General features: G+C 74.1%; 19 protein-coding genes. 8 read left to right on the top strand and 11 right to left on the bottom strand.

Annotation, left to right across the window (positions count from 1 at the left end; translation table 11 throughout):
- Positions 1–36: 36 nt before the first annotated feature.
- The 4 genes from J2S55_RS36100 to J2S55_RS36085 all read right to left on the bottom strand — a co-directional run bounded on the left by J2S55_RS36100 (position 37) and on the right by J2S55_RS36085 (position 11,380).
- Positions 37–4,260: a vWA domain-containing protein gene (locus J2S55_RS36100; RefSeq protein ID WP_306870281.1), complete on the bottom strand. Its 4,224-nt coding sequence runs from the start codon at positions 4,258–4,260 to the stop codon at positions 37–39.
- Entirely contained in the window at positions 4,257–5,435 is a 1,179-nt protein-coding gene (locus tag J2S55_RS36095) for an ATP-binding protein (RefSeq protein ID WP_306870279.1), read from the bottom strand. Before J2S55_RS36095 ends, J2S55_RS36100 begins: the two co-directional genes overlap by 4 nt.
- A 174-nt stretch (positions 5,436–5,609) precedes the next feature.
- Positions 5,610–10,517, bottom strand: coding sequence for a DNA-binding protein (locus J2S55_RS36090; RefSeq protein WP_306870276.1), 4,908 nt, complete (start codon positions 10,515–10,517; stop codon positions 5,610–5,612).
- A complete protein-coding gene (locus J2S55_RS36085) occupies positions 10,514–11,380 on the bottom strand; it encodes a DUF4132 domain-containing protein (RefSeq protein WP_306870273.1) in 867 nt (288 codons plus the stop codon). The genes J2S55_RS36090 and J2S55_RS36085 overlap by 4 nt, the downstream gene beginning before the upstream one ends.
- Before the next feature lie 297 nt (positions 11,381–11,677).
- Between J2S55_RS36085 and J2S55_RS36080 the strand changes: the two genes are divergently transcribed.
- Together J2S55_RS36080 and J2S55_RS36075 are read left to right on the top strand one after the other, a co-directional pair.
- Complete coding sequence (locus J2S55_RS36080; RefSeq protein WP_306870269.1) at positions 11,678–12,700, top strand: LacI family DNA-binding transcriptional regulator; 1,023 nt, start codon at positions 11,678–11,680, stop codon at positions 12,698–12,700.
- 26 nt (positions 12,701–12,726) lie between these two features.
- A complete protein-coding gene (locus tag J2S55_RS36075; protein ID WP_306870266.1) occupies positions 12,727–14,331 on the top strand; it encodes an FAD-dependent oxidoreductase in 1,605 nt (534 codons plus the stop codon).
- 150 nt (positions 14,332–14,481) lie between these two features.
- Here the strand turns inward: J2S55_RS36075 and J2S55_RS36070 are convergent, their stop codons facing one another.
- Entirely contained in the window at positions 14,482–15,594 is a 1,113-nt protein-coding gene (locus tag J2S55_RS36070) for an ABC transporter substrate-binding protein (RefSeq protein WP_306870263.1), read from the bottom strand.
- A gap of 372 nt (positions 15,595–15,966) precedes the next feature.
- A complete protein-coding gene (locus J2S55_RS36065; protein WP_306870259.1) occupies positions 15,967–16,854 on the bottom strand; it encodes an NAD(P)-dependent oxidoreductase in 888 nt (295 codons plus the stop codon).
- A gap of 88 nt (positions 16,855–16,942) precedes the next feature.
- Here J2S55_RS36065 and J2S55_RS36060 point away from each other — a divergent pair, with 88 nt between their 5' ends.
- Positions 16,943–17,254, top strand: coding sequence for a winged helix-turn-helix transcriptional regulator (locus J2S55_RS36060; RefSeq protein WP_370879732.1), 312 nt, complete (start codon positions 16,943–16,945; stop codon positions 17,252–17,254).
- Positions 17,255–17,446: 192 nt separating this feature from the next.
- Here J2S55_RS36060 and J2S55_RS36055 read toward each other — a convergent pair whose 3' ends face one another.
- Positions 17,447–18,040 carry a TetR/AcrR family transcriptional regulator gene (locus J2S55_RS36055; protein ID WP_306870254.1) on the bottom strand — a complete coding sequence of 198 codons (594 nt, stop codon included), beginning with the start codon at positions 18,038–18,040 and terminating at the stop codon, positions 17,447–17,449.
- A gap of 98 nt (positions 18,041–18,138) precedes the next feature.
- Here J2S55_RS36055 and J2S55_RS36050 point away from each other — a divergent pair, with 98 nt between their 5' ends.
- Complete coding sequence (locus J2S55_RS36050; RefSeq protein ID WP_306870253.1) at positions 18,139–19,116, top strand: NADP-dependent oxidoreductase; 978 nt, start codon at positions 18,139–18,141, stop codon at positions 19,114–19,116.
- A 115-nt stretch (positions 19,117–19,231) separates the two neighbouring features.
- On the top strand, positions 19,232–19,642 hold the full coding sequence (locus J2S55_RS36045) for a VOC family protein (RefSeq protein ID WP_306870251.1): 411 nt from the start codon (positions 19,232–19,234) through the stop codon (positions 19,640–19,642).
- 84 nt (positions 19,643–19,726) lie between these two features.
- Here the strand turns inward: J2S55_RS36045 and J2S55_RS36040 are convergent, their stop codons facing one another.
- Positions 19,727–20,560 (bottom strand): class I SAM-dependent methyltransferase, encoded by an 834-nt coding sequence (locus J2S55_RS36040; protein WP_306870250.1) that lies wholly within the window; start codon positions 20,558–20,560, stop codon positions 19,727–19,729.
- A 144-nt stretch (positions 20,561–20,704) separates the two neighbouring features.
- Here J2S55_RS36040 and J2S55_RS36035 point away from each other — a divergent pair, with 144 nt between their 5' ends.
- The gene (locus J2S55_RS36035) at positions 20,705–21,280 is read left to right on the top strand and encodes a helix-turn-helix domain-containing protein (protein WP_306870247.1); all 576 of its coding nucleotides are present in this window, start codon (positions 20,705–20,707) and stop codon (positions 21,278–21,280) included.
- Here the strand turns inward: J2S55_RS36035 and J2S55_RS36030 are convergent.
- Entirely contained in the window at positions 21,261–21,494 is a 234-nt protein-coding gene (locus tag J2S55_RS36030) for a hypothetical protein (RefSeq protein ID WP_306870245.1), read from the bottom strand. The two genes, J2S55_RS36035 and J2S55_RS36030, sit on opposite strands and share 20 nt — an antisense overlap.
- A 142-nt stretch (positions 21,495–21,636) precedes the next feature.
- Between J2S55_RS36030 and J2S55_RS36025 the strand changes: the two genes are divergently transcribed.
- Complete coding sequence (locus tag J2S55_RS36025; protein ID WP_306870241.1) at positions 21,637–22,122, top strand: FBP domain-containing protein; 486 nt, start codon at positions 21,637–21,639, stop codon at positions 22,120–22,122.
- Between the two features lie 90 nt (positions 22,123–22,212).
- Here the strand turns inward: J2S55_RS36025 and J2S55_RS36020 are convergent, their stop codons facing one another.
- Together J2S55_RS36020 and J2S55_RS36015 are read right to left on the bottom strand one after the other, a co-directional pair.
- Complete coding sequence (locus tag J2S55_RS36020; RefSeq protein WP_306870238.1) at positions 22,213–23,145, bottom strand: 2-dehydropantoate 2-reductase; 933 nt, start codon at positions 23,143–23,145, stop codon at positions 22,213–22,215.
- Positions 23,146–23,254: 109 nt separating this feature from the next.
- Complete coding sequence (locus J2S55_RS36015; protein ID WP_306870236.1) at positions 23,255–24,229, bottom strand: quinone oxidoreductase family protein; 975 nt, start codon at positions 24,227–24,229, stop codon at positions 23,255–23,257.
- An 88-nt stretch (positions 24,230–24,317) separates the two neighbouring features.
- On the opposite strand from J2S55_RS36015, the gene J2S55_RS36010 reads away from it, so the two are divergent.
- Positions 24,318–24,632, top strand: coding sequence for an ArsR/SmtB family transcription factor (locus J2S55_RS36010; RefSeq protein WP_306870234.1), 315 nt, complete (start codon positions 24,318–24,320; stop codon positions 24,630–24,632).
- Positions 24,633–24,635 lie beyond the last annotated feature (3 nt).

The following is a 24,635-nucleotide window of genomic DNA, read 5'->3' as shown; positions in this document are numbered from 1 at the left end:
CTGTCCGGCCGGGGGTGACGGTTGATGTGGGGGAATTCACCGGGGTTCTCCGCGGAGGCGGTCGCCCACCCATCGGGCGAGGGCGAGCGGGCTGAGGGCTGCGACGGGCATGCCGGCCGCGACGAGCTGCCGGGCGACGGGGACCGAGTAGCGGGGGACGCCGCTGTCGTCCAACGCGGCACAGCCCAGCAGATGAACGCCGGAACCGGCCAGGGAGCGGACCTCGCCGAGCAGACCTCCGATCGGGTAGCCCTCCTCGAAGTCGCTGACGACCACGACAAGCGTGCGGCTCGGTACGGTGACCAGCGAGCGGGCGTGGGCGAGCCCCGCGGCGATGTGCGTTCCACCGCCGACCCGTACTTCGAGCAGCAGGGAGAGCGGGTCGGCGACCCGGTCCGTCAGGTCGATCACCTCCGTGGAGAACGACAGGAAATGGGTGGAGAGCGTCGGCACACCCGCCAGGACCGCGGCGGTCAGCGCGGACCAGATCACCGACGCCTCCATCGAGCCGGACACGTCGACCACCAGGATCAGCCGCCAGTCGGCCTCCCGGCGGGCCCGGGTGCTGAACACCGGCCGCTCCGGGACGACCACGAGCCGGCCGTCGTCCATGCGGCGCGTGTACGGCAGGTTGGCCCGCAGCGTGCGCGGCAGGTCGAGCCGGCCGCCTGGACGGCGGGTCGGGCGCGGCGTCGCCAGCCCGCTCAGGGCGGGCCGCAGCCGGGTGGCGAGTTCTCTGGTGAGTTCGGCGACCAGGCGGCGGACCAGCGGCCGGAGCTTGGCGAGCTGCTGCTCGGGCAGGCCTCCCGCCAGCGACAGCACGGAGGTCAGCAGCTCGACCGAGGGCCGTACCGCGGCCGGGTCGAGTTCGGCGAGCACGTCGGTCCGTCCGGCGTCGGCGGCCCGGGCCAGCACCTCCTCGCGCACCTCGGTCCCGAAGAGGGCCTCCAGCTCCCGCGCCCACTCTCGGGCGGTGGGGAAGGATTCTCCCCGGCCGCCGGAGTCGCCCCCTCCCCCGGGGCCGCGCCCGAAGTCGTCCGCGCCCTCGCCCCGGCCCGCTCCGTACAGCTCGTCCAGCGCGCGTGCGTAGGGGCGGGCACCGGCCGGGAGCCGCTCGGACTCCCGGCCGAGCAGCAGCCGCCACCGGTCGGCCGGCGGGAGCCTGCGCGGGGCGGGATCGTCGTCCGTCACCGCGTCGGCCTCCGGCCGCGCCGGCTGCGGGTCCCGCGTCTGCCCGCCGTCCCGTGCGGTCCGGCGGTCCGGCGCAGGTGGTCGCGGCGCAGGTGGTCGCGGCGCGTCGGATGACGTGCCGGCCAGGGCGGGGACGGGGAGCCGGAGCGCCCGCAGTGCGGCCAGCCCGGCGGAGTCGGCGGCGCTCCAGAGCGCGAGCAGCGCGGGCGGAGCGCTCAGCGCCAGGTCGAGCCTGTCCCCGAGCCGCTCGGACACGGCCCCCAGCAGCCGGGTACGGCCGGCGGGGGTGAGGGTGTCGAACCCCCCGCGCAGCGCCGGCAGCCGGTCGAGGAACTCCTTGTCGGTGAGGCCGTCGACACGGTCCATGAGCGGGTCGAGCGCCGCCGGCGCCGACTGGAGCAGCGGTCCGGTGGCCGTGAGCACGCCGGTCAGCAGGCGGCTCAGGCGATGGCGGCCGTCCGGGCCGGTGGCGGCGCCGACCCATCCGGCGGCCCGGGCTCCAAGGGTGTCCGGACCGTCCAGGTCGAGCAGGACCCGGGCGGCCAGGGCCGCACCCTGTATGAGGGGGGAGGCGGTGCGCGCGAGCGCGGCCAGGGCGTCGTCCATCCGCAGCCCGAGGCGCTCCTCGCCGACGCGCGTGGCGAGGGCGACCAGGGCGGCCGCGTCCTGCGGCTGATCGCTGCCGGCCAGGCCCGGAAGCGCGCGGACCGCGGCCTCCAGCAGGGTGCCGGCCAGCTCGGCGGCGCGCTCGCGGCCCTCGGGCGTGGTGCCGGGGAGGTGCCGGCGGCGCAGCGCCTCGAGCAGGTCGAGAGCGTCGAGCAGTTCGGCGAGCGTGGCGGTGGCGGGGAGCGCGACGGCGGCGTCGGCGAGGCGGTCGGCGACCAGGTCGGGCAGGTCGCATCGGGCCGCGGCGCGCAGGCCGCCGAGGATCAGGCCGCAGGTGGGCCCCCCTTCGGCGGACTCGCGGCGGAAGGTCTCGCGCAGCGTGCCGGCGGCGGCCTGGGCGAGGGTGACGCCGCGCACGCCCGCCAGGTCGAGCCGGGCCGGGACCGCGGGGGTCCAGGAGAGCCGCCACCGGGTGGTGAGCGCGGTGGAGTCACCCGTCCCGGTCACCTCGACCGGCTCACCGTAGCCGACGCCGCAGACCAGCAGGCGTTGCAGCACGACCTCCCGGCGCGCGTCCAGATCGGAGCGGAGCGGGTCCAGGCGTACTTCACGTCGCTCGGGGCTGTCCGGGCACGGGAGCCGGAGCGCGGCGAGATCGGCCTCGACGGCGGGTCCGAGCCCCGAACGCGGCGTGCCGGGCGCGATCCGGCCGCGGCCGGTACCGACGAACACCGCGTCGAGGGCCCGGGCCAGGGCCCGCCCCCGGCCCAGAGGCTCGCCCTGGCCGAGCACGGTCGTCACCGCCTCCAGCAGCTCGCCCCGGCCCGGGGCAGGTAGCCCACGTAGCTGCGCCAGGTCGCAGGCGAGCCGCAGCGTCTCGACGGCCTCCCCGGTGCCCGCGGTGTGGCCGGCGGCGCGGAGCTCCCGGCACAGGTCGGTGATCGCACGGGCGGCGCCGTCCCTGACGAGGTCCGGGTCACCGCCCGCCATGAACACCGCCTGCTGCCAACGCGGGTCACGGATACCCGCCGGGTAACCGGACCGCGAGTCGAGCAGGTCGAAGGCGTACGGAACGAGCGAGGTGGCGGACGGCGCGCCGGCCCCCGCAGACGGGGTGGCCGCGAGAGAGGCGAGCCCGTCACCCATGCCCGGCCGTCCGGGAGCCGGGTGATCGCCCGCTGCCGCGGAGAGCCGCCCGGGAGCCGCGTGGCCGCCCGCCGCACCAGGCGGTACGGCGGTGCCGTCCGTGCCGGCCCGGCCTGGCTCCACGGCGTCGGGGACGGGGGCGGCGGTGCCGGAGGTGATCAGCGCGGTGTCGGGGACGGACTCCGCCGCGTCGGGGACGCGCTCCACGGTGCCGGAGGTGATCAGCGCGGGAGCGTGGAAGGCGCCGACCACCGCCGCGACGCGCCGCCCGCCGGTCGCGGCGCCGGCGAGGACGCGGCGCATGTGCGCCTCACGCGCCATGTCCCTGGCCGGCACACCGCCTGCGGTCTCGGCGTCCCTGCGTAGCGCCCAGCCGACGCCGAGGGCGGCGCGGCGCACCGCTTCGGGTCCGCATCCGGGAGCGAGGGCCTCCACGGCCCGGTCCCACATGTCGTCCCCCTCGCGGCCGGTGCCCGAGGCGGCCAGCGCGCCGGCGAAGGACCTCCCCCGCGAGACCACCGCATCCGCCGGGGTCGCCGGGGCCGGGAGCGCGTCCGGGCCGGATCCGTCCGGCACCGGGGCGGGGTCCCGGTCCACCGGTGCCGTCGAAGTCAGAGCCGCGTCGGGACCCGCGTCCACCGGTGCCGTCGAAGTCAGAGCCGCGTCGGGACCCGCGTCCACCGGTGCCGGGACCGGATCCGTGCCGGCCGGCCGCGCCGTACCGGACGCCGGGACGGTGTCGGACGCGTGCCAGCCGGGGTCGGCCAGCGGGAGGTCGCAGCAGAGCACCTCCGCTCCGCGCTTCCAGGCCCAGCGGATCGCCACCAGCTCCGGGGAGAAGTCGGCGAACGGGTAGAAGCCGAGACTCCCTTCCCCCGCGGCCCCGGCGAGGGCGACCGGCGCGAGGGTCCCCGGGTCGGCCAGGTATGGCAACCACGGCTGGAAGTCCACCGGCAGCTCGACACAGACCACTTCGGCGTCGGCGGCCTCCAGCAGCGCGGGAAGGGCCACGGCCAGCGCGGGACTGTGGTGGCGCACCCCCAGCAGGTACGGCCGGGCGGAGGAGGCCAGTGCGTCGACCGCCCGCCGGGGGTCGGCACCCCACGCGTCGTCGACGTCACAGGCTCCGCCGGCATCACGGTCGGAGGGCCGGACGTCGCGGGCATCACCGGCGTCGTGGCCGGAGGGCCGGACGTCACAGGCTCCGCCGGCATCACGGTCGGAGAGCCGGACGTCCCGGGCGTCGCGGGCATCATCGGCGTCGTGGCCGGAGGGCCGGGCGTCCTGGCTGGGCCCGGGTCCGTTGTGGCCGGTCAACGGAGGTTCTCCCGCAGGTCCCAGAGCCTGCGCCACATCGCGGAGCCGTCCTCGGCACGGCGGCGCACCGGGCCGTCCCAGTAGCCGAGCAGCCGCCCGTGGTCGGCGGGGTCGTCCTTGCGGACGACGCCGAGCAGGTGTCCCGGCAGCAGGTCGAGGACATCGCCGCCCGGCAGGTAGGCCGCGGCGACCCCCAGTGAGGCGGCCACCTGCACGGCCTCGGCGGTGGACATCACCGTGCCGGGCCGCTCCACGTCCCAGCCCTCGTCCGAGCGGCCGGAGCGCAGGTCGCGGAAGACCGTGACCAGCGCGTCGAGCACGGCGTCGTCCACGCCGAAGGCGGCACCCGCCCGCTGGACGACCGAGGTGGCCTGGCGGCGCACCAGGGAGGTCTCCGCCTCGGCGTCCGAGATGGGGTCGACGGTCTCGAAGTTGAACCGTCGCTTCAGCGCCGCCGACATCTCCGAGACGCCGCGGTCGCGCAGGTTGGCCGTGGCGATCACGGTGAAGCCGGAGGCGGCCGCCACCTGGGCGTCGGCGGTGCCGGCGAGTTCGGGCACGCTGAGCCGCCGGTCGGACAGGATCGACACCAGGGCGTCCTGCACCTCCGGCAGGCAGCGGGTGATCTCCTCGACCCGGGCGACGCGTCCCGCGCGCATGGCCGTGAGCACCGGGGAGTCGACCAGCGCGTCCCGGCTGGGGCCCTGGGCGAGCAGCAGGGCGTAGTTCCAGCCGTAACGGAAGGCGTCCTCGGTCGTCCCGGCGGTGCCCTGGACGGTGAGCGCGCTGGTCCCGCACACGGCGGCGGCCAGCAGCTCCGACAGCATCGACTTGGCGGTGCCGGGCTCGCCGACCAGCAGCAGGCCACGCTCCCCCGCGAGGGTCACCACGCACCGTTCGACCAGGGCGCGTTCGCCGACGAACTTGGCGGCCACCCGCAACCGGGCCGGAACGCCGTCGTCGACCGTCACGCGCCGGCTCTTCGGCAGCTCCAGCGTCTCGTCGCCGCTGCCGCAGACGAAGGTCACCACCGCGCGTGGCGTCAGCGTCCAGCCCGGCGGGCGGGGCCCGTCGTCGTGGGCGGCGAGGAAGGCGAGTTCGGTGGCGTACCGTTCCTCGGCCGCGAGCACCTGCCGGGCCGGAGGAGCCGTCGTCTGGTCGTCGGTCAGGGTCATGAAGTGAAGTCCTCGTGCTCTGGATGATGGATGTCTGAAACGCCGCCCGGGACGGGCGGCGTGGCCGGCGCCGGGTGTCCCCCGGCGCGGCGGTGGGCGCAGGGCCCGGTCCGATCCGGCGGCGCGGGTGCGGCCGCCGGATCGGACCGGGCCGCACCCGCTCGGCGCTCGGGCTCAGCGGCGCCTTCCGCGCTTTATCTTGAGCTCCTCGAACCGGGGGGCGTCGCCGTCGCGGACCCGCTGCCAGGCCCTGCGGTACAGGTCGGCGGCGGGCTGGACCGGCACGAGCGGGACGCTGGAGCTCCCGTCCAGATCGAACAGGGGGAGCTTCCACTGTTCCAGCGGAAGGCGCGGCGTCCGCAGCTCCGTCCAGCCGCCGGGCAGGAACAGCGCGCGCCCGGCGCGCGCCCGGCTGGCTCCGACGACGAGGTCGGTGGCGGCCAGCTCGGCGCGGGCCTCCTTGAGCCGGGCTGGCTTCCAGCCCGTCCACCGGGCGAGGTTGCGGTCGGTCGGGTCCGGCATGGCCAGCAGCGTCAGATATACGGCTGCGGCGTCCTCGCCGAGGCCGTGCTCCTTCGCCACTTCGACGACCAGGTCGGGCACCGACCGGGTGGGGTCCTGCGGCCACCACGTCCCGGCCGCGTCCCGCTCCCCCTCCACCGGGTCGCCCGGATCGGCCAGGAGTGCCTCGAAGCGCGGGTCGCGGGCGGTGCGCAGCGCGGTCACGGCCGGGAACGGCCCCTCGGAACCGACCAGGGCGCGCAGGTAGGGGTCGTCGCCGGCCGCGTCCAGCAGAGCCGTGCGGACGCCCGGGGCCGGGCGGTGGTCATGGGTGGCCATGATGACGGCGCCGTATCTCTCGTAGCCCTCGCCGATCTCGGTGGGGGCTCCGGCGACCTTCCGGAACTCGGGCAGGTCGACGTAGCGTCCGAGGTCGAGCACCAGCTCCGGGCCGGCCAGCCGGTCGCGGACCGCGGCCAGCGTGCCCGGCAGGGCGGCACGGATCGGGTCCCCGGCGGGGAGCCGGTGGGCGAGCCAGCCCGCCGTGACGACGGCCATGACGAGCGCGCTCGCGGTGAACCCGGCGGACTCACCGTCGACGGGGCGGACCCGGTCGCCGTCGACCCGCCAGACCAGGTCCCGGTTCAGCTCCGGCGTGGCGGCCGGGTCGGCGAGGGCGCGCAGCGCCCGGCCCGCGTCCCATCCCGTCCGCACCGCGCGGGCCGCCTCGCCGAGCAGCCATTCGGGGATCGCCGCCTGCCGCCCCACCGCGCCGTTCCACACCTCCGCCGCGCCGGCCACGTCCGGGCCGTCCGTCCAGAGCCGGGCGGGGTCCTCGGGCAGCAGCGCCGCGACGACCGCACGCCGGGCGGCGACGCTCACCTTGCGCAGCTCGTCCCTGGCGATGACGGCATCGGTGATCTTCACCCCGAGCGTGGCCCGTGCCTCCTTGCTGAGGAAGCTCCGCTCGTAGGTGTCCACGTACGGCAGGCCGGCCACGATCAGCCGGGCGGTCGTCGAGGAGACGCCGGTGAGCCGGGCGAACTCCTCGGCGGCCTCGGGCCGCCAGGGCGCCTGGCCCCGCTCGGCCAGCTCGGTGAGGAACGCCTCCAGCCAGCCCGCCCGCCGGGCGTCGCCGACGGGAGAGGAGGACCGGACGGTGTAGGGGCGGGGGACCTCGAACCGGCCGGCCGGGTCGTGGAACAGCGCCGTCCACACGCAGCCGGAGTCGTCCGGGGACGACCGGCTCACGAAGGCGATGAGCGCGCCGTCGCCCAGCGGCAGCGCCCCGAGCCACGTGCCGTGGCGGAAGTCGCCGTCGACCGTGGGCAGGTGGTGTCCGTCGAGGTGCAGCGTCATCTGGCGCCATCGGGAGGGGTCGGCCGCGGTGGGCAGCCCGAGGTCGCGCAGTTCACACAGGAGCCCGTGCAGTGCGGTGCGGTGTTCCTCCTCGATCGCCACCGCCGCGGCCCGGAACGCCAGGGCGGCGGCGTGGTCGAGCAGGGGGACCCAGCTCAGGGCCGCGGGCTGCCACTCCGGCAGGTCGAGGTGGAGGCGGTCCGGGGCCGCCTCCGGGGGATCGGCCGCCAGCGCCCGGCCGATCGACTGGATCTGCCGGAAGGCGCTGTCCAGGTCCTGGCGGTACCACGAGCGGCCGTCGGAGGCGCCGAGGCCGCTGAGCGCCTGGTCGAGCAGCCGGTCCACGGGACCGGTGGGCGACTCCTCCCGGTGGCCGCCGGCGAGCGCCTCGGAGAGGCGGGCCGCGACGGCGTGGAACTCGGCCTGCCGGGCTGCGGCGAAGCGCACGATCCCGGCGATGCCGGCCACCAGCGCCTCATGGCTCACCTGCGGCAGGATGGCCCGGATCCGCGTCCGCAGCTTCTCCTCCCCGATCTCACCCCTGGTGCCGGCCGCTTCCAGCAGGGCCACCGAGGTGTCCCGGTCCGTGCGGCGCAGCAGCGCGGAGCCCTCGGGGTCCCTCGGCCGGAGGCAGTGCCAGTAGCGCGGCGGCGGCAGGATGAGCGTGCCGGCGGCGAAGGGGCCGGGGGCGTCGTCCGTCTTGGCCACAGCCGTGACGACGCCGTCCGGGTCGACCAGGTCGACCTGGTAGCCGCCGTTCTTCACGACGGCCCGGGGCCGGTCGTCCCCGGGGAACGTCAGCGCGCGCAGCGGGGCTCCGGAACCGTCCGCCACGGTCACGGCGCGTCCGGAGAGGTCCTCACCGCGCATCGATCCGTCGGGCAGCCGCACCACCCGCCAGCCGAACAGGCCGTCCACCGAGGTGCCGACAGGGGTGGGCTCGTCCGAAGGAGCGGGCAGCAGCCAGCCCGACCGGAACGCGCTGCCCGCCGGGGCGGTGCGGAGCGCGTCGGCGAGGAAACCGGGCAGGCCCTTCCTGCCCTGCTCCCCGCTGATCGGGTCGTACTCGTACCATCCGGTGCTCTCGTGATCCGACCTGTCCCAGGTCCACGCCCAGAAGGAGGTGCCGTCGGTGATCACCGACCGCTCGTCGGGCAGGGTGGTGTCTCCTGGGTGCAGCATCCCCAGGCCGGTGGTCCGCCCACCGCCGGGCAGCGGCAGGGTGACCGGATCGTCGCCGTGATACCAGTTCATGCGCGTCCCGCGGGTGCTGCCGCCCCCCTCCAGCGGCTGGATCCGGTCGGCGGAGGTGTGCCAGTAACCGCGCATCCCGTCGAGCTGCCGGGAGTACCAGTAGACGAGCAGCTCGCCGTCCACGTAGTGGTAGCCGTGGTCGCTGCTCCAGGTGTCCCCGCTCGGGACACGCAGGTCGTGGGTGAGCACGGTGCCCTCGGCGCCGAGCACCCGGACCTGCGAGGACCCCGCGACGATCAGATGCGGCCAGGCGTCGGCGACGACGAGGTCGTCGACGTCCTTCCTCGGCACGAGGGTCTCGGCCGCCTCGTCCCAGGCCGGCCAGCCCAGTTCGTCGAACAGCCCGGCCCGGAGCGTCCGGGTGAGCACCAGCGCGACGTCCGTCCCGGCTGCCTGGCGTACCTCCTCCTCGGCCAGGACCAGCGCCTCGCCCGGTAGCCAGGACAGCCGCCGCATGGCGTCGGGCAGCTCCGGCAGTCCGGCGGCCGACGACCGCAGGGCCACCTTCCGCATCCATTCGGCGAGCATCGGCCGCCCTCCGGGGGACCGCGCCAGGAGGCGGACGGCCCGCAGGCCGTCCTCGTCGTGGTCGAACCCGTCGGCCCCGCGCTGGAAGGCGGGCCGGAAGCGGGGGTCGGCGGCCAGGGCGAGCAGATCGCGCTGGCCGGTGCCCTCCGCCCAGTGCTCCAGGTGCAGCCCCCGCTGCTCAACGGGATCGGCCACGGGGACGTCCAGGGCGAGCAGCAGGTCCAGCAGGTCGACGTCGTAGTCGGCCGACAGCGCCGTGCGGCCGGGATCGGCGAGTTCGGCCCGCAGCCGGTCGGCCACCCGCTCCACCAGCGCGTACAGACCGGGCAGGCGCGGCGGAAGCCCCCAGGCGTGGTTACGCGCCTGCAGGAACCTGTCGAGCCAGCCCGCGGTGCCGTCGGCGGGCCGCTCCCGCTCCGGCACCTCGCCGCCGGCCAGGCCGGCGGCGGCGCCGGACTCCTCGATCACCTCCAGCCACACGCTCGCCAGCTCCTTGTCCCTGGCCTGCGGCATGATGTTCAGCAGCGTCCCGCGGACCTCGGGCTCCCGCCGGCCCAGCGACGCGATCGCCGCACTGTGGGCCTTCCACCAGCCCGTCACGGCCCGCTGGGTGGCCGGCAGGCCGAGCAGCTCGGCCAGGTATGCCTGTTCCTCCCGGTCGGCGTCCGCGCCGGCGGCCCTGGCGAGCTTGCGCAGATCGCTCGCCATCTGCGCCGACGGCGGCAGCCCTCCGGCGGTGCGCCGCACGCACAGCCGCGTGAACCGGCGCAGCGCCTCGTCCGCGGGCAGCCGGTCGGCCAGGTCCTTGGCGTATCCGGAGAGCACCTTGACCGACAGCGCCCCCGCGAGCGCGAACTCCAGGAACACCGCGTCGAGCCGGTCGTCGTCCACCGCGAGCCCGTGTTCGGCCTCGGCCTTGCGCGCGTGGGCGAACATCTGCGCGGCGTAGGTGGAGTTCTCCACGGCCAGGAACACCCGGCCGGCCTGCTCGTAGAAGGTGGGCAGGAAGTGCGGGACGGCGGCGGCCAGCTGGCCGGCGAGCTGCTGGTAGGTGTCCAGCGCGGCCTTCGGCTTGGACTTCGCCTGCCGGGCCGTGCGCTCCAGCTCGGGCACGACGGCGAGCGCGTGGTGGCCGTCCTCGGGGTGGTTGACCAGCACCCATTCCGGGAAGCCGAGGGAGCGCCGGGACCCCAGCCCGACGACGGCGGGCTCACCGTCCGGCTCCAGGCCCAGGAATCCCGCCGCCAGGTCCTCGGCCGCGCCGAGCTCCCCGGCGACCAGGCGGACGACCACCCGGCCGTCCAGCCCGGGGTGACGGTAGCGCCGGGCGGTCAGCGGCACCGCCCGCTCGCCGGCCCCCTCGGTGTCCGGCGGCAGCACCGCTCCGGCCTTCAGCAGCTCCTCGGCCCTGGCCTCCGCCGGCAACATGTCCTCGCTCACGCGTCCTTCCCCTCCTCGACCTGGCGCCCGGCGTAGAGCGCCGCGGCCATCCGCATCCCCTCCGACCAGGCCACCGGGCCGACCTCACGCAACCGGAGCGTTCTGCCGTCCTGGTCGTGCCAGGTGAGGCCGCCCGTCGTCACCTCGTCGTCCCAGTACGGCTCGCCGATCCACACGGCCGCCTCCGCGATCCGTCCGGCGTCGCGGACCCGGCACGTGGCGTAGCCTCCCGACACCCGGTAGCCGAGTGAGGTGGCCCGGGCGGCCAGAGCGAACCGGGAGGCGTATCCGCCCCCGGTGAACTCCGTCACGTCGGTCGCCTTCTCCCCGAGGTCGGCGGGCTTGCGCCAGGTGGCGCGGTGGATCTGCTCGACCTTCTGGACCACGCCCAGCTCGGCGGCGAACTCCCGGAGGTCGTCCAGCTCGGGCAGGAGCACGGGGTGTGGCAGGGTCACTGTTCGCGGGGACAGCCGGACGGTCTCGCCGTCCAGGTTCACCACCCGCAGCTGCCCGGAGTCGGTGGCGTCCCGCAGGAAGCCGACCTCGTCGGGGTCGTCACCGACCACGGCCAGGTCGCGCAGGGCCGACTGCCACGCCTCGTCCGGCCACACGCGGGCCAGCAGCCCGGTCGGGACGGGCAGGGACGACACCATCCAGACGTCCACCTGCGCCACGCACGCGGCGGCGTGCCGGTCGAGCCACTCGGCGAAGCGGCGCAGCCGGTCCACCTCGGGGTGCTCCCGCAACGCCTTGGGCAGCGATTTCAGCTGCCGCCCCGCCGCCCTGCCGGAGGTGGCTCTCGCCGCGACCCGACCATCTATGAGGGCGACCTCGTACCCGTCGCCCGCCGTCAGCCAACCCAACGCTCCGCCTTCCGCCGTCCATGACCGGTTGAGTTCGGCGGGGGTTTTCAGCCCCTGCCGCCGTGTTGCGCGGAACGCTAGCGATCACGACCGACAAATGCATCATGTGCCTTCCGCCCCATGGCCGAGGCACCGGCCGCGCGGCCGCGGTCGAGCGTCGGTCGAGCGGCCGCGCGGCCCTCTGGGGAGACTTCCGCGCCTGGTTTTGCGGAGACTTGGCGATGAACTTGCCTGTCACTCAAAGTGGCGCATATCTTCGGCTAATACGCATTACCTGCTGATGGGACACCACGGGACGTGACCGCCTCCAACCGCCGCCTCACCCAGCAGGACATCGCCCGGATGGCCGGAGTGAGCCAGACCACGGTGTCGCTGGTCCTCAACAACCGGGCGGACGCCGACACGCGGATCTCCCCGGAGACGCGCGAGCGCGTGCTGCGGGCGATCAGGCAGACCGGATACGTCGCCGACCCCGCCGCGCGACGGCTCGCCGACCGGCGCAACCGCATCCTGGGCGTGTTCACCTACGAGGCGGTCTTCCCGGCCGAGGACGCCGATTTCTACCACCCGTTCCTGCTCGGCATCGAGGAGCGCGCCGAGGAGGCGGGCTGCGACCTGCTGCTGTTCACCGGCGCCGGGGCGGCGGGCGGGCGGCGGCGGATCTTCAACGGCGACAGCCGGGTACGGCTGGCCGACGGATGCCTGCTCCTGGGCCGCAACGTCGACCGCGACGACCTGGCCCGGCTGCTGTCGGAGGGCGTCCCGTTCGTGTCCGTCGGCCGCCGTGACGACGCGGGCGCGCCGGTGCCGTACGTGGGCGCCGACTACCTCCCGGCGGTGCGGGCGCTCGTCGAGCGCGCCGTGCGGCTCGGACACCGGCGGCTGGCCTACGTCGGCCCCGGGACGGGCGCCGAGTCCTCGGCCGACCGCCTGCGCGGGTTCCGCGGAGCGGTGGCCGCCGCCGGCGTCGACGGGATCCGGGTGCCGACGGCCGGCCGGACTCCCGACGACCTCCTCGACGAGCTGGCCGGGGCTGGAGCGACGGCGGCCTTCGTCGAGGAGTGGGCCGACGGCCTCGCGGTCGCGCGGGCGGCCCGGGAGCGGGGCGTCGCGGTCCCCGGCGAGCTGTCGCTCCTCGCGCTCGGCACCCCCACGCGCCCCGCCCGCCTCGACTTCACCGGATTCCGCATCCCCCGGCGCGAGATGGGCCGCAGGGCCGTCGAGCTGCTGGCCGAGGTGCTGGAGAGCGGCGGGACCCCACAGGAACTGCTCCCCTGCGAGCTGGTCGACGGCGCCACACTGGCCCCGGCCGGAGACTGAACAGAAATGACAGGAGAGACCCTCTCGTGGTCGAGACATCTGCAGACGCGGTGATCGTCGGCGGTGGCCTGGGCGGTGTCGCCGCCGCACTGGCCCTGCTACGGGCCGGCCGTACGGTGATCCTCAGTGAGGAACACGACTGGCTGGGCGGCCAGCTGACCAGCCAGGCCGTGCCGCCGGACGAGCACCCCTGGGTGGAGCGGTTCGGCGTCACCGCGAGCTACCGGGCGCTGCGCGACGGCATCCGGCACTACTACCGGCAGCACTACCCCCTGACCGGGCGGTCCCGCGCCTGGCGGCACCTCAACCCGGGTGCGGGCCACGTGAGCCGGCTCTGCCACGAGCCCCGGGTCGCGGTCGCGGTGATCGAGGCGATGCTGGCGCCCTACCGGGGCTCGGGGCGGCTGCGGGTCCTGCAGCCCTACCGGCCGGTGGACGCCCAGGTCGACGGCGACACGGTGACCGCCGTGGAGCTGGAGCACCGGCACGGAGGCGGCCGGATCACCGTGCGCGCGCCGTACGTCCTGGACGCCACCGAGACCGGCGAGCTGCTGCCGCTGACCGGCACCGAGTACGTCACGGGGTCGGAGTCGCAGGCCGAGACCGGCGAGCCGAGCGCGCCCGCGCAGGCGCGGCCGCTGAACATGCAGGCCGTCTCGGTGTGCTTCGCGATCGACCACGTCGACGGGGACCACACCATCGACAGGCCCGCCTCCTACGACTTCTGGCGCGCCTACCAGCCTCCTTTCTGGGGTGACCGGCTGCTGTCCTGGCGGTGCCCGAAGCCCCAGACGCTGGAGATCATGGAACGTTCCTTCACCCCCAACCCCGGCGACGACCCCCTGCTGATGGACGCCGACCAGCGGCACAGCGAGGGGGACCTCAACCTGTGGACCTTCCGCCGGATCGCCGCCCGCCGCAACTTCGTCGCCGGCGCCTACGCCAGCGACATCACGCTGGTCAACTGGCCGATGATCGATTACATGGAGGGGCCGGTCATCGACGTGCCGGACGCCGACCGGCACCTGGCGGCGGCGCGTGAGCTGTCCCGCTCGGTCCTGTACTGGCTGCAGACCGAGGCACCCCGCTCCGACGGCGGCGCCGGCTTCCCCGGCCTGCGGCTGCGCGGCGACGTGACCGGCTCGGCCGACGGCCTGGCCCAGGCCCCCTACATCCGGGAGTCACGGCGGATCCGCGCCCTGTACACCGTGACCGAGCAGGACCTGTCGCTGGCCGTACGCGGCGACAAGGGCGCCGTCGGCTACGACGACTCGGTCGGCATCGGCATGTACCGCATCGACCTGCACCCCTCCACCGGGGGCGACAACTACATCGACGTGGGCTGCTCGCCGTTCGAGATCCCGCTGGGAGCGCTGATCCCGGAGCGGATGACCAACCTCCTGCCCGCCGCCAAGAACATCGGCACCACCCACATCACCAACGGCGCCTACCGGCTGCACCCGGTGGAGTGGAACGCCGGCGAGGCCGCCGGCGCGCTGGCGGCCTTCTGCCTGGACAACGGGATCGCACCGCACGCCGTACGGGAGAAGGAGGAACTGCTCGCCGACTTCCAGCAGAGGCTCGCCCAGGACGGTGTCGAGCTGCGCTGGCCTCGGGTGGCCGGCTACTAGTGGGCGAGGGGTCGGGACGCGACCGTGCTGGTCACAGCCATCAATGAGTGGCTGCGACCAGCACGGTCGCAACAGACCCTAAGTATTAACGCGTAGACCGGTAGACAGCCTCAAGTTCCGACAGATCTGGACAGTCGGACCTCCGTGCTCTCAGCCGGCGTGAAGGATCCGGAAGCGATCGGGTTCCGCCGGATCTCGATCAACGACCTGGATCGGCGGCCAAGCCCATTGCCAGACGCTGATGCCTGGCGTGCGGGAGAACTGGATCTGCCCGCGGGTGCCTTCGACTGCGACGCTCGGCCAGGACTCGGCCATGCGCGCCCGGTCCGCGCCGTGAGAACGCAGCACGTCGGCGAGGACGGTGACCGCGTCGTAGCCCTCGAACGCGACGAAGGAGGGCGCTCCGCCCAGCCGCTCGCGCAGGGCCGTCTCGACCCGTGCGCCGAGCGGGCTGAGGCGCTCGGGCAGGTAGCGCAGGAACGGGATCGCGGCGCCGTCGCCGCCCAGCAACCTCGCCCATTCGGCGAACTCCGGCTGCCCGGCCGGAGCACCGATCATGATCTCCCCGAGGCGCTGGTCACTGCGGACAGCCTTGACGATCGGCACTGCCGGCTCCGGGTGGCCGACCAGAAGAAGGAGGGCTGTCGCACGATTGTCGACGAGTTCGTCGCACACGGCCGTGGGGGTGAGCGCGTTCATGTCGAGTTCGATGACGGTGCCGCCGCGTGGAGCGAGGTGGTCCCGCAGAATGCGGGCCCCGGATGCCCAGTAGACACTCGGCTGGGCTGCCACGGCGATCCGGCTGTGGCCCGCGCCGAGGAGGAAGTCCGCGTAGATCCGCCAGCCGCGGGACTGCGCCGGGGCGAGGCGCGCGACCCATTCCGTCGGCTGTTCGGTGAGCGCGTCGAGAACCGCTGACGAGCAGAGGAACGGCAGGCCGAGGGCGTCGGCCCGGGCGGCAGCGGCGCGAGCGACGACGCTGTGATACTCCCCCGCCAAGGCGGCCACGCCCAGGCCGGCCAATTCGTCCACGGCCGCCGCGGCCCTCTGTGGATCAGCCGCGGTGTCTCGGACCACCAGTTCGAGTGGTCTTCCGACGATCCCGCCGGCGTCATTGACCTCGCGAACGGCCAGTTCGAGTCCGGCGAGCAAGTGTTGGCCCGCCTCGATCCAGCCAGGCCGGGTCAGCGGAACGAGAGCGCCGATCCGGACGGATGATCCGTCAGTCCGCTCCGCTCCGGATGGCGATGATGGCGTATTCATGCGTTGGCGTCTTCCGTGTGACGATTCGGTGGCGGTTTGCCCGGATCGCAGAGTATTGCCCACCGGCAGCGGCGGCTCCAGTCGCCCCCCTGGCCGCCCGCCGGATCACCACGCCTCCCGGACCATGACCATCTACGATCTTGATCCACTTTCGCGACAGCCCCTGGTCCTGCCGTGAGAGTGAAGCCGGTCACCGTGACCGTTCACCGCCCCGGCGTCCAGGCATTCGGTACCGCCGCCCGACGCCGGGAGCGTCCCGTACGGCGGAGCCGACGCCGACGCCGACGCCGGCGGTGGCGGTGGCGGTGGCGGTGGCGGTGGCGGTGACGGCGAGCGGCCCGGGGACTCGGCCCCCTCAGGACGCGGGCGGCGTCACCGAGGGTTCAGGATCTCGGTGATCCGGAGGAACCCGTCCGTGCCGTGACCCCGTCCGATGGCGCGGCGTGCCAGACCTTCGGCCGCACGCATCACGCCCGCGTCGATGCCATGGGCCTCGGAGGTGTGGACGATGTGGGCCATGGACGACACCGCCGAGGTGATCGGGTTGCCCTCGCCGGAGAATCCGCCGCTGTCCACTTCCTCCGCGGCCTGCTCGAAGATCGGCGGAAGGATCGCGCCGATGCCCTTGGCGAACGGTGCCAGCTCCCGCGCGGTGATGCCTTCCGCCCTCGCCACGGCCAGTGCGTGCGCGTAGCCCGCCATCGCGGTCCAGAAGATGTCGAGCAGCGCGATGTCGTACGCGGCCGCCCGGCCGACCTCCTCACCGAGGTGGGTGTGGGTGCCCCCCAGCGCGTCCAGCACCGGCCGGTGCTCCCGGTAGATCTCCTCGGGGCCGCTGTGCAGGAACACCGCGGCCGGCGTGCCGATGGTCGTGGTCGGTGTCATGATCGCACCGTCCAGATACCCGATGCCGTGCTCGGCCGCCCAGGCCGCGGCGTTCCGGGCCCGGTCGGGGGTGTCGGCGGTCAGGTTCGCGATCGTGCGCCCCTTGAGCGCGTCGGCGACCGCGTCGCGCCGCACGATGGCGTCCACCGCGTCGTAGTTCACCACGCAGATCACGGTCAACGCGCTTGCGGCGACCGCCGCTTCGGGTGACGGGACGCCGACCGCGCCCCGCTCGACCAGCTCCCGGTCCCTGCCCGGCGTCCGGTTCCAGACCGTGGTCCGCAGGCCGGCGTCCAGGAAGGCGCCGGCCAGGGCCCGGCCCATCGGCCCCAGGCCGAGCACGGTGACGGCAGACTGTTCGGTGTGCGAGGGCATGCCTCAACTCCTCGATAAGAATGAACAACCGGTGATGAACGGGATGAAGATGACACGCAGCCGTGCCCAGGACCCGAATGTGTGCGGAGTGACGGCTGCGATCGCCGTGATCGACGGCAAGTGGAAGACGGTCTTGCTCTGGCTGCTGGAATCCGGCCCGCACCGCCCCGGCGAGCTGCGCCGGCGGCTGCCGGGCCTCACCGAGAAGGTGCTGACTCACACGCTCCGGGAGATGGAGGCCGACGGACTGGTCCACCGGGAGGTGCACGACGTGCGGCCGCTGAAGACCGTGTACTCCCTGACCGCGTTCGGCCGCGAGCTCTCCGAGGCGTTGGAGCCTCTTTCCGACTGGGGCCACCGCCGCCTGGAGAAGCTGGCCGAGGCCCGGCCGATCTCCTGATGCACCGCCGGCCTCCCCCTCTCACCCGGATCCGACGGCCCTCCGACCGCCCACGACCAAGCTTCGGGCCGGCCCGGCCCACCGACAAGTACCCACAAAAAAGTGGCTACCGCGGGTGGCGCGGGCACCGGTACGGCCCCGGCCGCCGTCCGGTCGTCCGGCGGCCGCCGCCCGGAGCCGGAAGGACGCCGCTCAGCCGGTGGGAGCCGGGTGGGCGAGGCCGTCCATGATCAGTGCGAACAGGTGGTCGCGGCGGGCGGCGATCGTCGGGGTCTGGTCGGCGATCCACGAGACGGCGCCGACCAGCGCGAACAGATCGAGGCCGTCCACGTCCGGCCGGACGGCGCCCGCGTCCTGGGCACGCCGCAGCAGCCGCGCCCCGGCGGCGCGCATCGCGCCGCAGGAGGCGTGCAGCGGCGAGGACTCGTCGTCGATCGTGGCCATCATCGAGGTGGCGAGGCCCCGGTAGGCGGCGGTCCCGGAGGTGAAGGCACGCAGCCACTCGGCCAGCGCCTCGGCCGGCGGCCGGTCCGCCTCCAGCGCGGCGGCGTGTCCGGCCAGGTGGTCGAAGCGCCGGCGCAGGAGGGCCTCCAGCAACTCCTCGCGGGTCGCGAAGTGCCGGTAGAGGGTGCCCATGCCGACCTCCGCGCGCCGCGCGATGTCGCGGAGCGACGCCTGCGCGCCCTGTTCCTCGACGACGGCCCTGGCCACCTCCAGGATGCGCGCGCGGTTGCGCAGCGCGTCGGCGCGGGGTGCCCGCGGACGGACGGGGTCTGTTCCGGTCATGCACGCATTCTGGCCCATTGACAAGCGGAGCGGTGCTCCGTCTAATATACGGAGCACCGCTCCGGATATTGCCGGGGCTCCGACGAGGGAGCATCCCCATGCCCGAAACGACGATGATGGCCATCCGCGTCCATACGCAGGGCGGACCCGAGGTCCTCACCTACGAAGAGGTGACCCGCCCCGAGCCCGGCCCCGGCGACGTCCTCGTCCGGGTTCACGCCGTCGGCGTGAACCCGCCCGACTGGTACGCGCGCAGCGGCTTCACCTTGATCCCCGAGGAGTTGCGCCCGGAGCTGCGCCTGCCGTGGACGCCCGGCTCCGACGCCTCGGGCGTCGTCGTCGCCGTCGGCGAGGGCGTCACCGAGTTCCGCGAGGGCGACGAGGTCTTCGGCATGATCCGCTTCGGCGACATGAACGACGGCGGCCGGACCTACGCCGAGTACACCACCGCGCCGGTCGCCCACCTGGCGCGCAAGCCGTCCGGCATCGACCACGTGGCGGCCGCCGGGATCCCGATGTCCGGGCTCACCGCCTACCAGAACCTCTTCGGCCACGTCGGCCTCGCGGGCGGGGAACGGGTCCTGGTGAACGGCGCGGCCGGGGGCGTCGGGCACTTCGCGGTCCAGCTCGCCAAGATCCGCGACGCCCATGTCATCGGCGTCGCCTCCACCCGCCACGAGGAGTTCCTGCGCGGGCTCGGCGTGGACGAATACGTCGACCACACCCGCGTCCCGGCCGAGGAGGCCGTGGGCGAGGTGGACCTGCTGATCGACACTGTCGGCGGCCCGGACGGGCACCGTTTCCTGCGGATCCTGAGGCCCGGCGGGACGATCTGCCCGATCTTCTTCGGCGATTACCACCGCGACCGCGCCGCCGAGCTCGGCATCGCCTTCCGGAGCGGCCAGGTCCGCTCGGACGGCGCGGACATGGCCGAGCTGGCCCGCCTCGTCGACGAGGGCCGTCTCCGCGTCGGCGTCGACAGCGTCTTCCCCCTCTCCGAGGCCGCCCAGGCCCACGCCCGTGCCGCCGAGGGACACATCCAAGGCAAGATCGTCCTCCGCGTCGCCGAGTCCTGACCCCGCGGCCCCGGGCCCGGGGCCCCGCCACGCCCGCGCCGCACCCGGCGGGACGCGGGGTGCATGTCCGATCCGTTCAAGACAGGCGTGCGGCCGGGTCCGTACCGTTGCGGACATGGCACCTTCGTTCAATCTGATCGGCCTCGTCGTGGCCGACCTGAGCAAGTCCCTGTCCTTCTACCGCCGCCTCGGACTCGACATCCCCCCGACGGCCGACACCGAGCCCCACGTGGAGGTGACCCTGCCCGGCGGGCTGCGGCTCGCGTGGGATCGCGTCAACACCATCCGCTCCTTCGACCCGGAGTGGACACCGCCCAGCGGGGACGCGCGGATCAGCCTGGCCTTCGCCTGCGACGGCCCCGCCGAGGTGGACCGGGTCTACGCCGATCTCGTCGAGGCGGGCTACGAGGGGCACAAGGAGCCCTGGGACGCGGTCTGGGGACAGCGCTACGCCCTGGTGCGCGATCCGGACGGCAACGGCGTCGACCTGTTCGCGCCGCTGCCGCCGGCCCCGCCCACCCCCTGAGCTCCGTCCCGGTCCGGGGCCGGCCGCGTCCCCGGACCGGGCACCGCGAGGGCCCCGGACGCTCCCGGCCGAAAGGGGGCGCTGCTACGCGCCGCCGGACGGGTGTGGGACGCGGCGGACCGCGACGACGGTGTCGGTGACGGTGGCCGTCTCGCCGTTGGGTCCGACGGCCTCTCGCCGGGGGGTGTCGAGGCGTTCGGGGCGGTAGCGGGCGGGGTCGAGGTGGAGGCCGCCGTAGATGTCCTGGGGGGTGGGGAAGTGCGTGTGGGGGTCGGGATCCCAGGCCCACGGGCGTACGGAGCCGTGGTCGACGATGAGGAGCAGGCCGCCGGGGGCGAGGGCGCGTGCGGCCTGGCGCAGGACGTGCTCGCGGGGGAGGTCGAGAGGGCTGTGCAGGTACTGGGCGCTGATGAGGTCGAAGGCGCCGTGGGGGAAGGTGCGGGCCAGGTCGTGCTGCTGGGTGGTGACGCGGTCGGCGACGCCCGCCGCCCGGGCGTGGGCACGGGCGCGCGCCAGGGCGGTGGCCGAGACGTCGACGGCGGTCACCTGCCAACCCTGGGCGGCCAGATGGACGGCGTCGCCGCCCTCCCCGCTGCCGAGGTCCAGCGCCGTGCCCGCCCGCAGGGTTCGGGCGGTTTCGGCGAGCAGGGGATTGGGGTTGCCGTTCCAGACCCTGTCGCGGCCGGCGTAGTGCTTCTCCCAGAAGCGTTCGGCCTCGCCGGCAGGGTCCATGTCCATCGGGTCGCCCGTCCGGTCGCTCATGTCCATCCGGTCACTCATCCGGTCGTTCATCTCCATCGGGTCACTCATGTCCATCCGGCCGCTCATCCGGTCGTTCGTCTTCATCGGGTCGCACATCGGGTCGCTCATGTCCATCGGGTCGCACATCGGGTCGCTCATGTCCATCGGGTCGCGCATCGCGGGCTCCGTCCGGTGCGGCGGCGCTGTGGCCGGCCGGTCGCGGCGGCCGGCCCCGGGCCCGTGCGGGGAGGGTGCCTGAGGAGAATGAACCCGGGCCCGCTCCGCTTGCAATCCTTCATGCCGTTTCAGCAAGATGGGGATATGGCAGAACGTAAGGATGTGCTGACCGCCGTAGGACCGCGCCTGCGGGAGCTGCGCCGGCGGCGCGGCCTGACCCTGGCCGAAATCGCGGAGCGGACCGAGATCTCCGAAAGCACCCTGTCCCGGCTGGAGAGCGGCGGCCGCAGGCCCACCCTGGAACTGCTGCTGCCGCTGGCCGAGATCTACGCCGTCCCGCTGGACGAACTGGTCGGGGCGCCCCGCACCGGTGACCCCCGTGTGCACCTGCACCCGGTGAGGCACAACGGCATGATCTTCGTGCCGCTCAGCCGCCGGCCGGGCGGCCTGCAGGCCCACAAGCTCATCATCCCCACCAGGCCGGCCGGTCTGGAGCCGGAGCTGAAGACGCACGAGGGTTTCGAGTGGGTCTACGTCCTGGCCGGCCGGCTGCGGCTGCTGCTCGGGGATCAGAGTCTCGTCCTGGCCCCCGGCGAGGTGGCCGAGTTCGACACCCACGTCCCGCACTGGCTTGGCGCCGAGGGCGACCAGCCGGTGGAGCTGCTCGTGCTGTTCGGCCGCCAGGGCGAGCGGGCCCACCTCAGGGCCCGCACCACCTGACGCGGCGCGCGCCCCGCAGCCGGGCACCGCGCGGCTCCTCCGCCCCGGCGACCGGACGCCCCAGGCGGGTGCCGGCACATCCGGACTGGGAGCCGTCACGGTGTGCGGCTCGCGCCGGCGTCGCCCGGACCCGCAGCTCGTGCGCGTTCGCGACGCGCGAGTAGAGGCTCGCGTCCTTCACGCCGAATCCGCGCCCGAGCTCCGAGACGGTCACGTTCTCCCTTGGCCGGCTCCGCCGCCGCCTCAGCCGGCCGTTCGACGGTCACTCCGGCACGCGCTACCCCTATTTACCTAGAAGCTCTAGGGAAATACATAATCGTTTGCTGTCTCAGCATACAGGGGATAGCTTTTCAGCTATGAGATTGGTTTCCGAGCACGAGGTCCGTGCCTCTTTCGTCAACTGCACCAAGGGGGAGGCCAGACGCCTTGCCATACCCAGGGACCTGGACGCCCGGCCATGGGACGACCTGGACTTCCTCGGCTGGCAAGACCTCTCCTCCCTCGGCCGCGCCTACCTGATCGCCGAGCACGGCGACCGGCTGATCGGGGTGGCGCTGCGACGGGCCGCCCCGCACGCCGGACATACACGGCGCAGCATGTGCTCGCTCTGCCTGACCACGCACACCGGCGACGGCGTGTCGCTGATGACCGCCCGCCGTACCGGTGGCAACGGCAACTCCGTGGGCGCCTACATCTGCACCGACCTGGCCTGCTCCCTCTACCTGCGCGGCAAGAAGGACGTCGGGCCCGGCGGGCGGATGCCCGAGTCGCTCACGCTCGAAGAGAAGATCGACAGGACCGCGGCCAACGTGACCGAGTTCCTCCAGAAGGTGATCCAGTGATCGGCGTCCCCATCACCTCCGGCCCCGTGCGCGGCGCGCTGGAGCCGGAGGACGGCTGCCACGCCGCCGGGGCGGGACGAGAGCGTGAGATCAGGGGCCGGTCGCGCCTGTCCTCGCTTCGCGCAGACTCAACACCTCGTACAGGAGGGCGTTGACCGGGGTCGCCGTCCCCGTCCGGGCACCGAGGCGCACCACCGCGCCGGTCCAGGCCTCAAGCTCGGACGGCCTGCCGGACAGGATGTCCCGCTGCAGTGACGAGGTGCCGGCGGCCGGCTGCTGGTCGACGAACGCCATCGTCCTCTCCACGATGTCGTCGGCCAGCTCGACCCCCATGGCCTGCCCCACCCGCCGGATCTCGTTCATGCCCTCCGCGAGCACCCGCCGCGTCCCCGGCCGGGAGCGCAGCACCCCGAACGGCGCGTCCGTCACGGCGCCGAGCCCGCCCAACGGCACGACGAACAGGAACTTGGCCCAGAGCTCGGCCCAGATGTCGTCGGGCACCACGGCCGTCACCGCCGATGCGTCGAGAGCGGCCCGGAGCCGCTCCACGCGCGCCGTCGCCCGGTTGTCCCACTCCGCGAAGGTCAGCGAGCCCAGACCACCGACATGGCGCACGCGTCCGGGCCCGTCCAGATACGCGATGATCTTCGCGATGCCCGGCAGGACCGCGTCCCGGCCAACCGCCTCGGCGACCTGGGCCGGCGCCTCGACACCGTTCTGAAGGGTCACGACCGCCGTGCCGGCGCCCATCAACGGCGCCAGAGCGGCGACCGCGGGCGCCAGCTGCCATGTCTTGACAGCCAGGAGCACGTAGTCGACCTCGCCGATGTCCCGCGGGTCGTCCGTCGCCCGCACCCGCGGGACGGCGAGATCGCCGGCCGGGCTCTCCACGGTGAGCCCCTCGCTCCGGAGGGCTCCGAGGTGCGCGCCTCGTGCCACAAAGCTGACATCATGCCCGGCGGCCGCGAGGCGGCCACCGAAATATCCGCCGATACCGCCGGCACCGATCACCGCTATCTTCACGGCGTCTCCTTGTTCCATCATCTGTCCACGTCAGGGCTTCACATGCGGCGCCACAGCCTCCCCCGCCCCATCACCTGGTCCAGGGGGCGGCCCGGCTCTCCGGCGCGCTCTAGGAGACCTTCAGCAGCAGCTTGCCGGTGGTGGTCCGGGTCTCGACGAGGCGGTGCGCCTCGGCGGCCTCGGCGAGAGGGAATTCGGCGGTCACGGGCAGCTCCAGCTCCCCGGTCGTGACGGGGCGGAAGGCCCGGCCGGCGATGTCGGCCAGCGCCCGCGGATCGGACTTGGCGAGGTTGAGGATGGAGAATCCGCTCACCGAATGCGCTCCGGTGTACAGCTCGGCCTGGCCCACCTGCCAGGCGGGGCCGCCACCGGCGTTGCCGAAGGAGACGAGGCGCCCGAAGAGGGACAGGCAGCCCAGGGTGCGCAGGAGGGTCTCACCTCCGACCGGATCGAGGGCGAGGTCCACGCCGCGGCCGCCGGTCGCCCGGCGCACGTCCTCGGGGAACCCGTCGCCGACGAACACCTCGTCGTAGCCGTACTTCAGCGCCTGCTCCGCCTTCCCGGGGCTGGAGACCACTCCGTACACCGCGCCCGCGCCGCCGAGCCGGGCCAGCTGGCCGGCGGCCGCGCCGACCCCGCCCGCCGCGCCCTGGACGAGGACGCTCTCACCCGCGCGCAGCCGTCCCACCTCGTGGAGGAGGGCGTGCGCGGTCGGCAGGACGGTGGGCAGGGACGCCCCGGTGCGCAGCGAGACCCCGGCCGGCAGCGGGAAGACGGTGGCCGCGGGGACGGCGACGGTCTCGGCGTAACCACCGCCGTCGACGAACGCGACGACCTCCTGGCCGGGCCGCAGCCCGCTCACCCCCTCGCCGACGGCGCGGACGTGGCCGGACACCTCCAGACCGGGGACGAAGGGAAGGGCGGTCACGCGGTAGCCGGCGCCGCGGGCCTTGATGTCGGCGAAGTTGACACCCGCGTAGGCGACGTCGACGGTCACCTCACCCGGCGCGGGCTCCGGCAGCGCGGTCTCCGCGAGACGCAGCACCTCGGGTCCGCCGAGTTCCTTCACAATGATCGCGTGCATGCCGGGTCGCCCCTCGACTAAAGTGTTCAACGAAAATCGAATACTCGGAGTGTACGATCCAGATCGAACACTTGGCAAGGAGAGTGCCTTGAGCCACCGGCCCGCGCCCCAGCACGTCCACCCCGACGACGTGTCCGTCCTGACCGCGCTCACCGCGCTCGCCGACCCGGTCCGCCTCCAGCTCGTCCGCGAGCTGGCCGCCTCCGAGGACTGGTCACGCTCCTGCAGCACCTTCGACGTGCCCGTCGGCAAGCCCGCGCTCAGCCATCACTTCGCGGTGCTGCGCTCGGCCGGGCTCATCGAGCAGCGCGACGCCGGCCCCAGGCGCGTCAACCGGCTGCGCCGGGCGGAGTTCGACCGGCGCTTCCCGGGGCTGCTGGACCTGACGCTGCGCGAGGAGTGACCC

Origin of the sequence: Streptosporangium brasiliense (assembly GCF_030811595.1) — a bacterium.
Classification (GTDB): domain Bacteria; phylum Actinomycetota; class Actinomycetes; order Streptosporangiales; family Streptosporangiaceae; genus Streptosporangium; species Streptosporangium brasiliense.
This window is presented reverse-complemented; position numbering and strand designations above follow the sequence as displayed.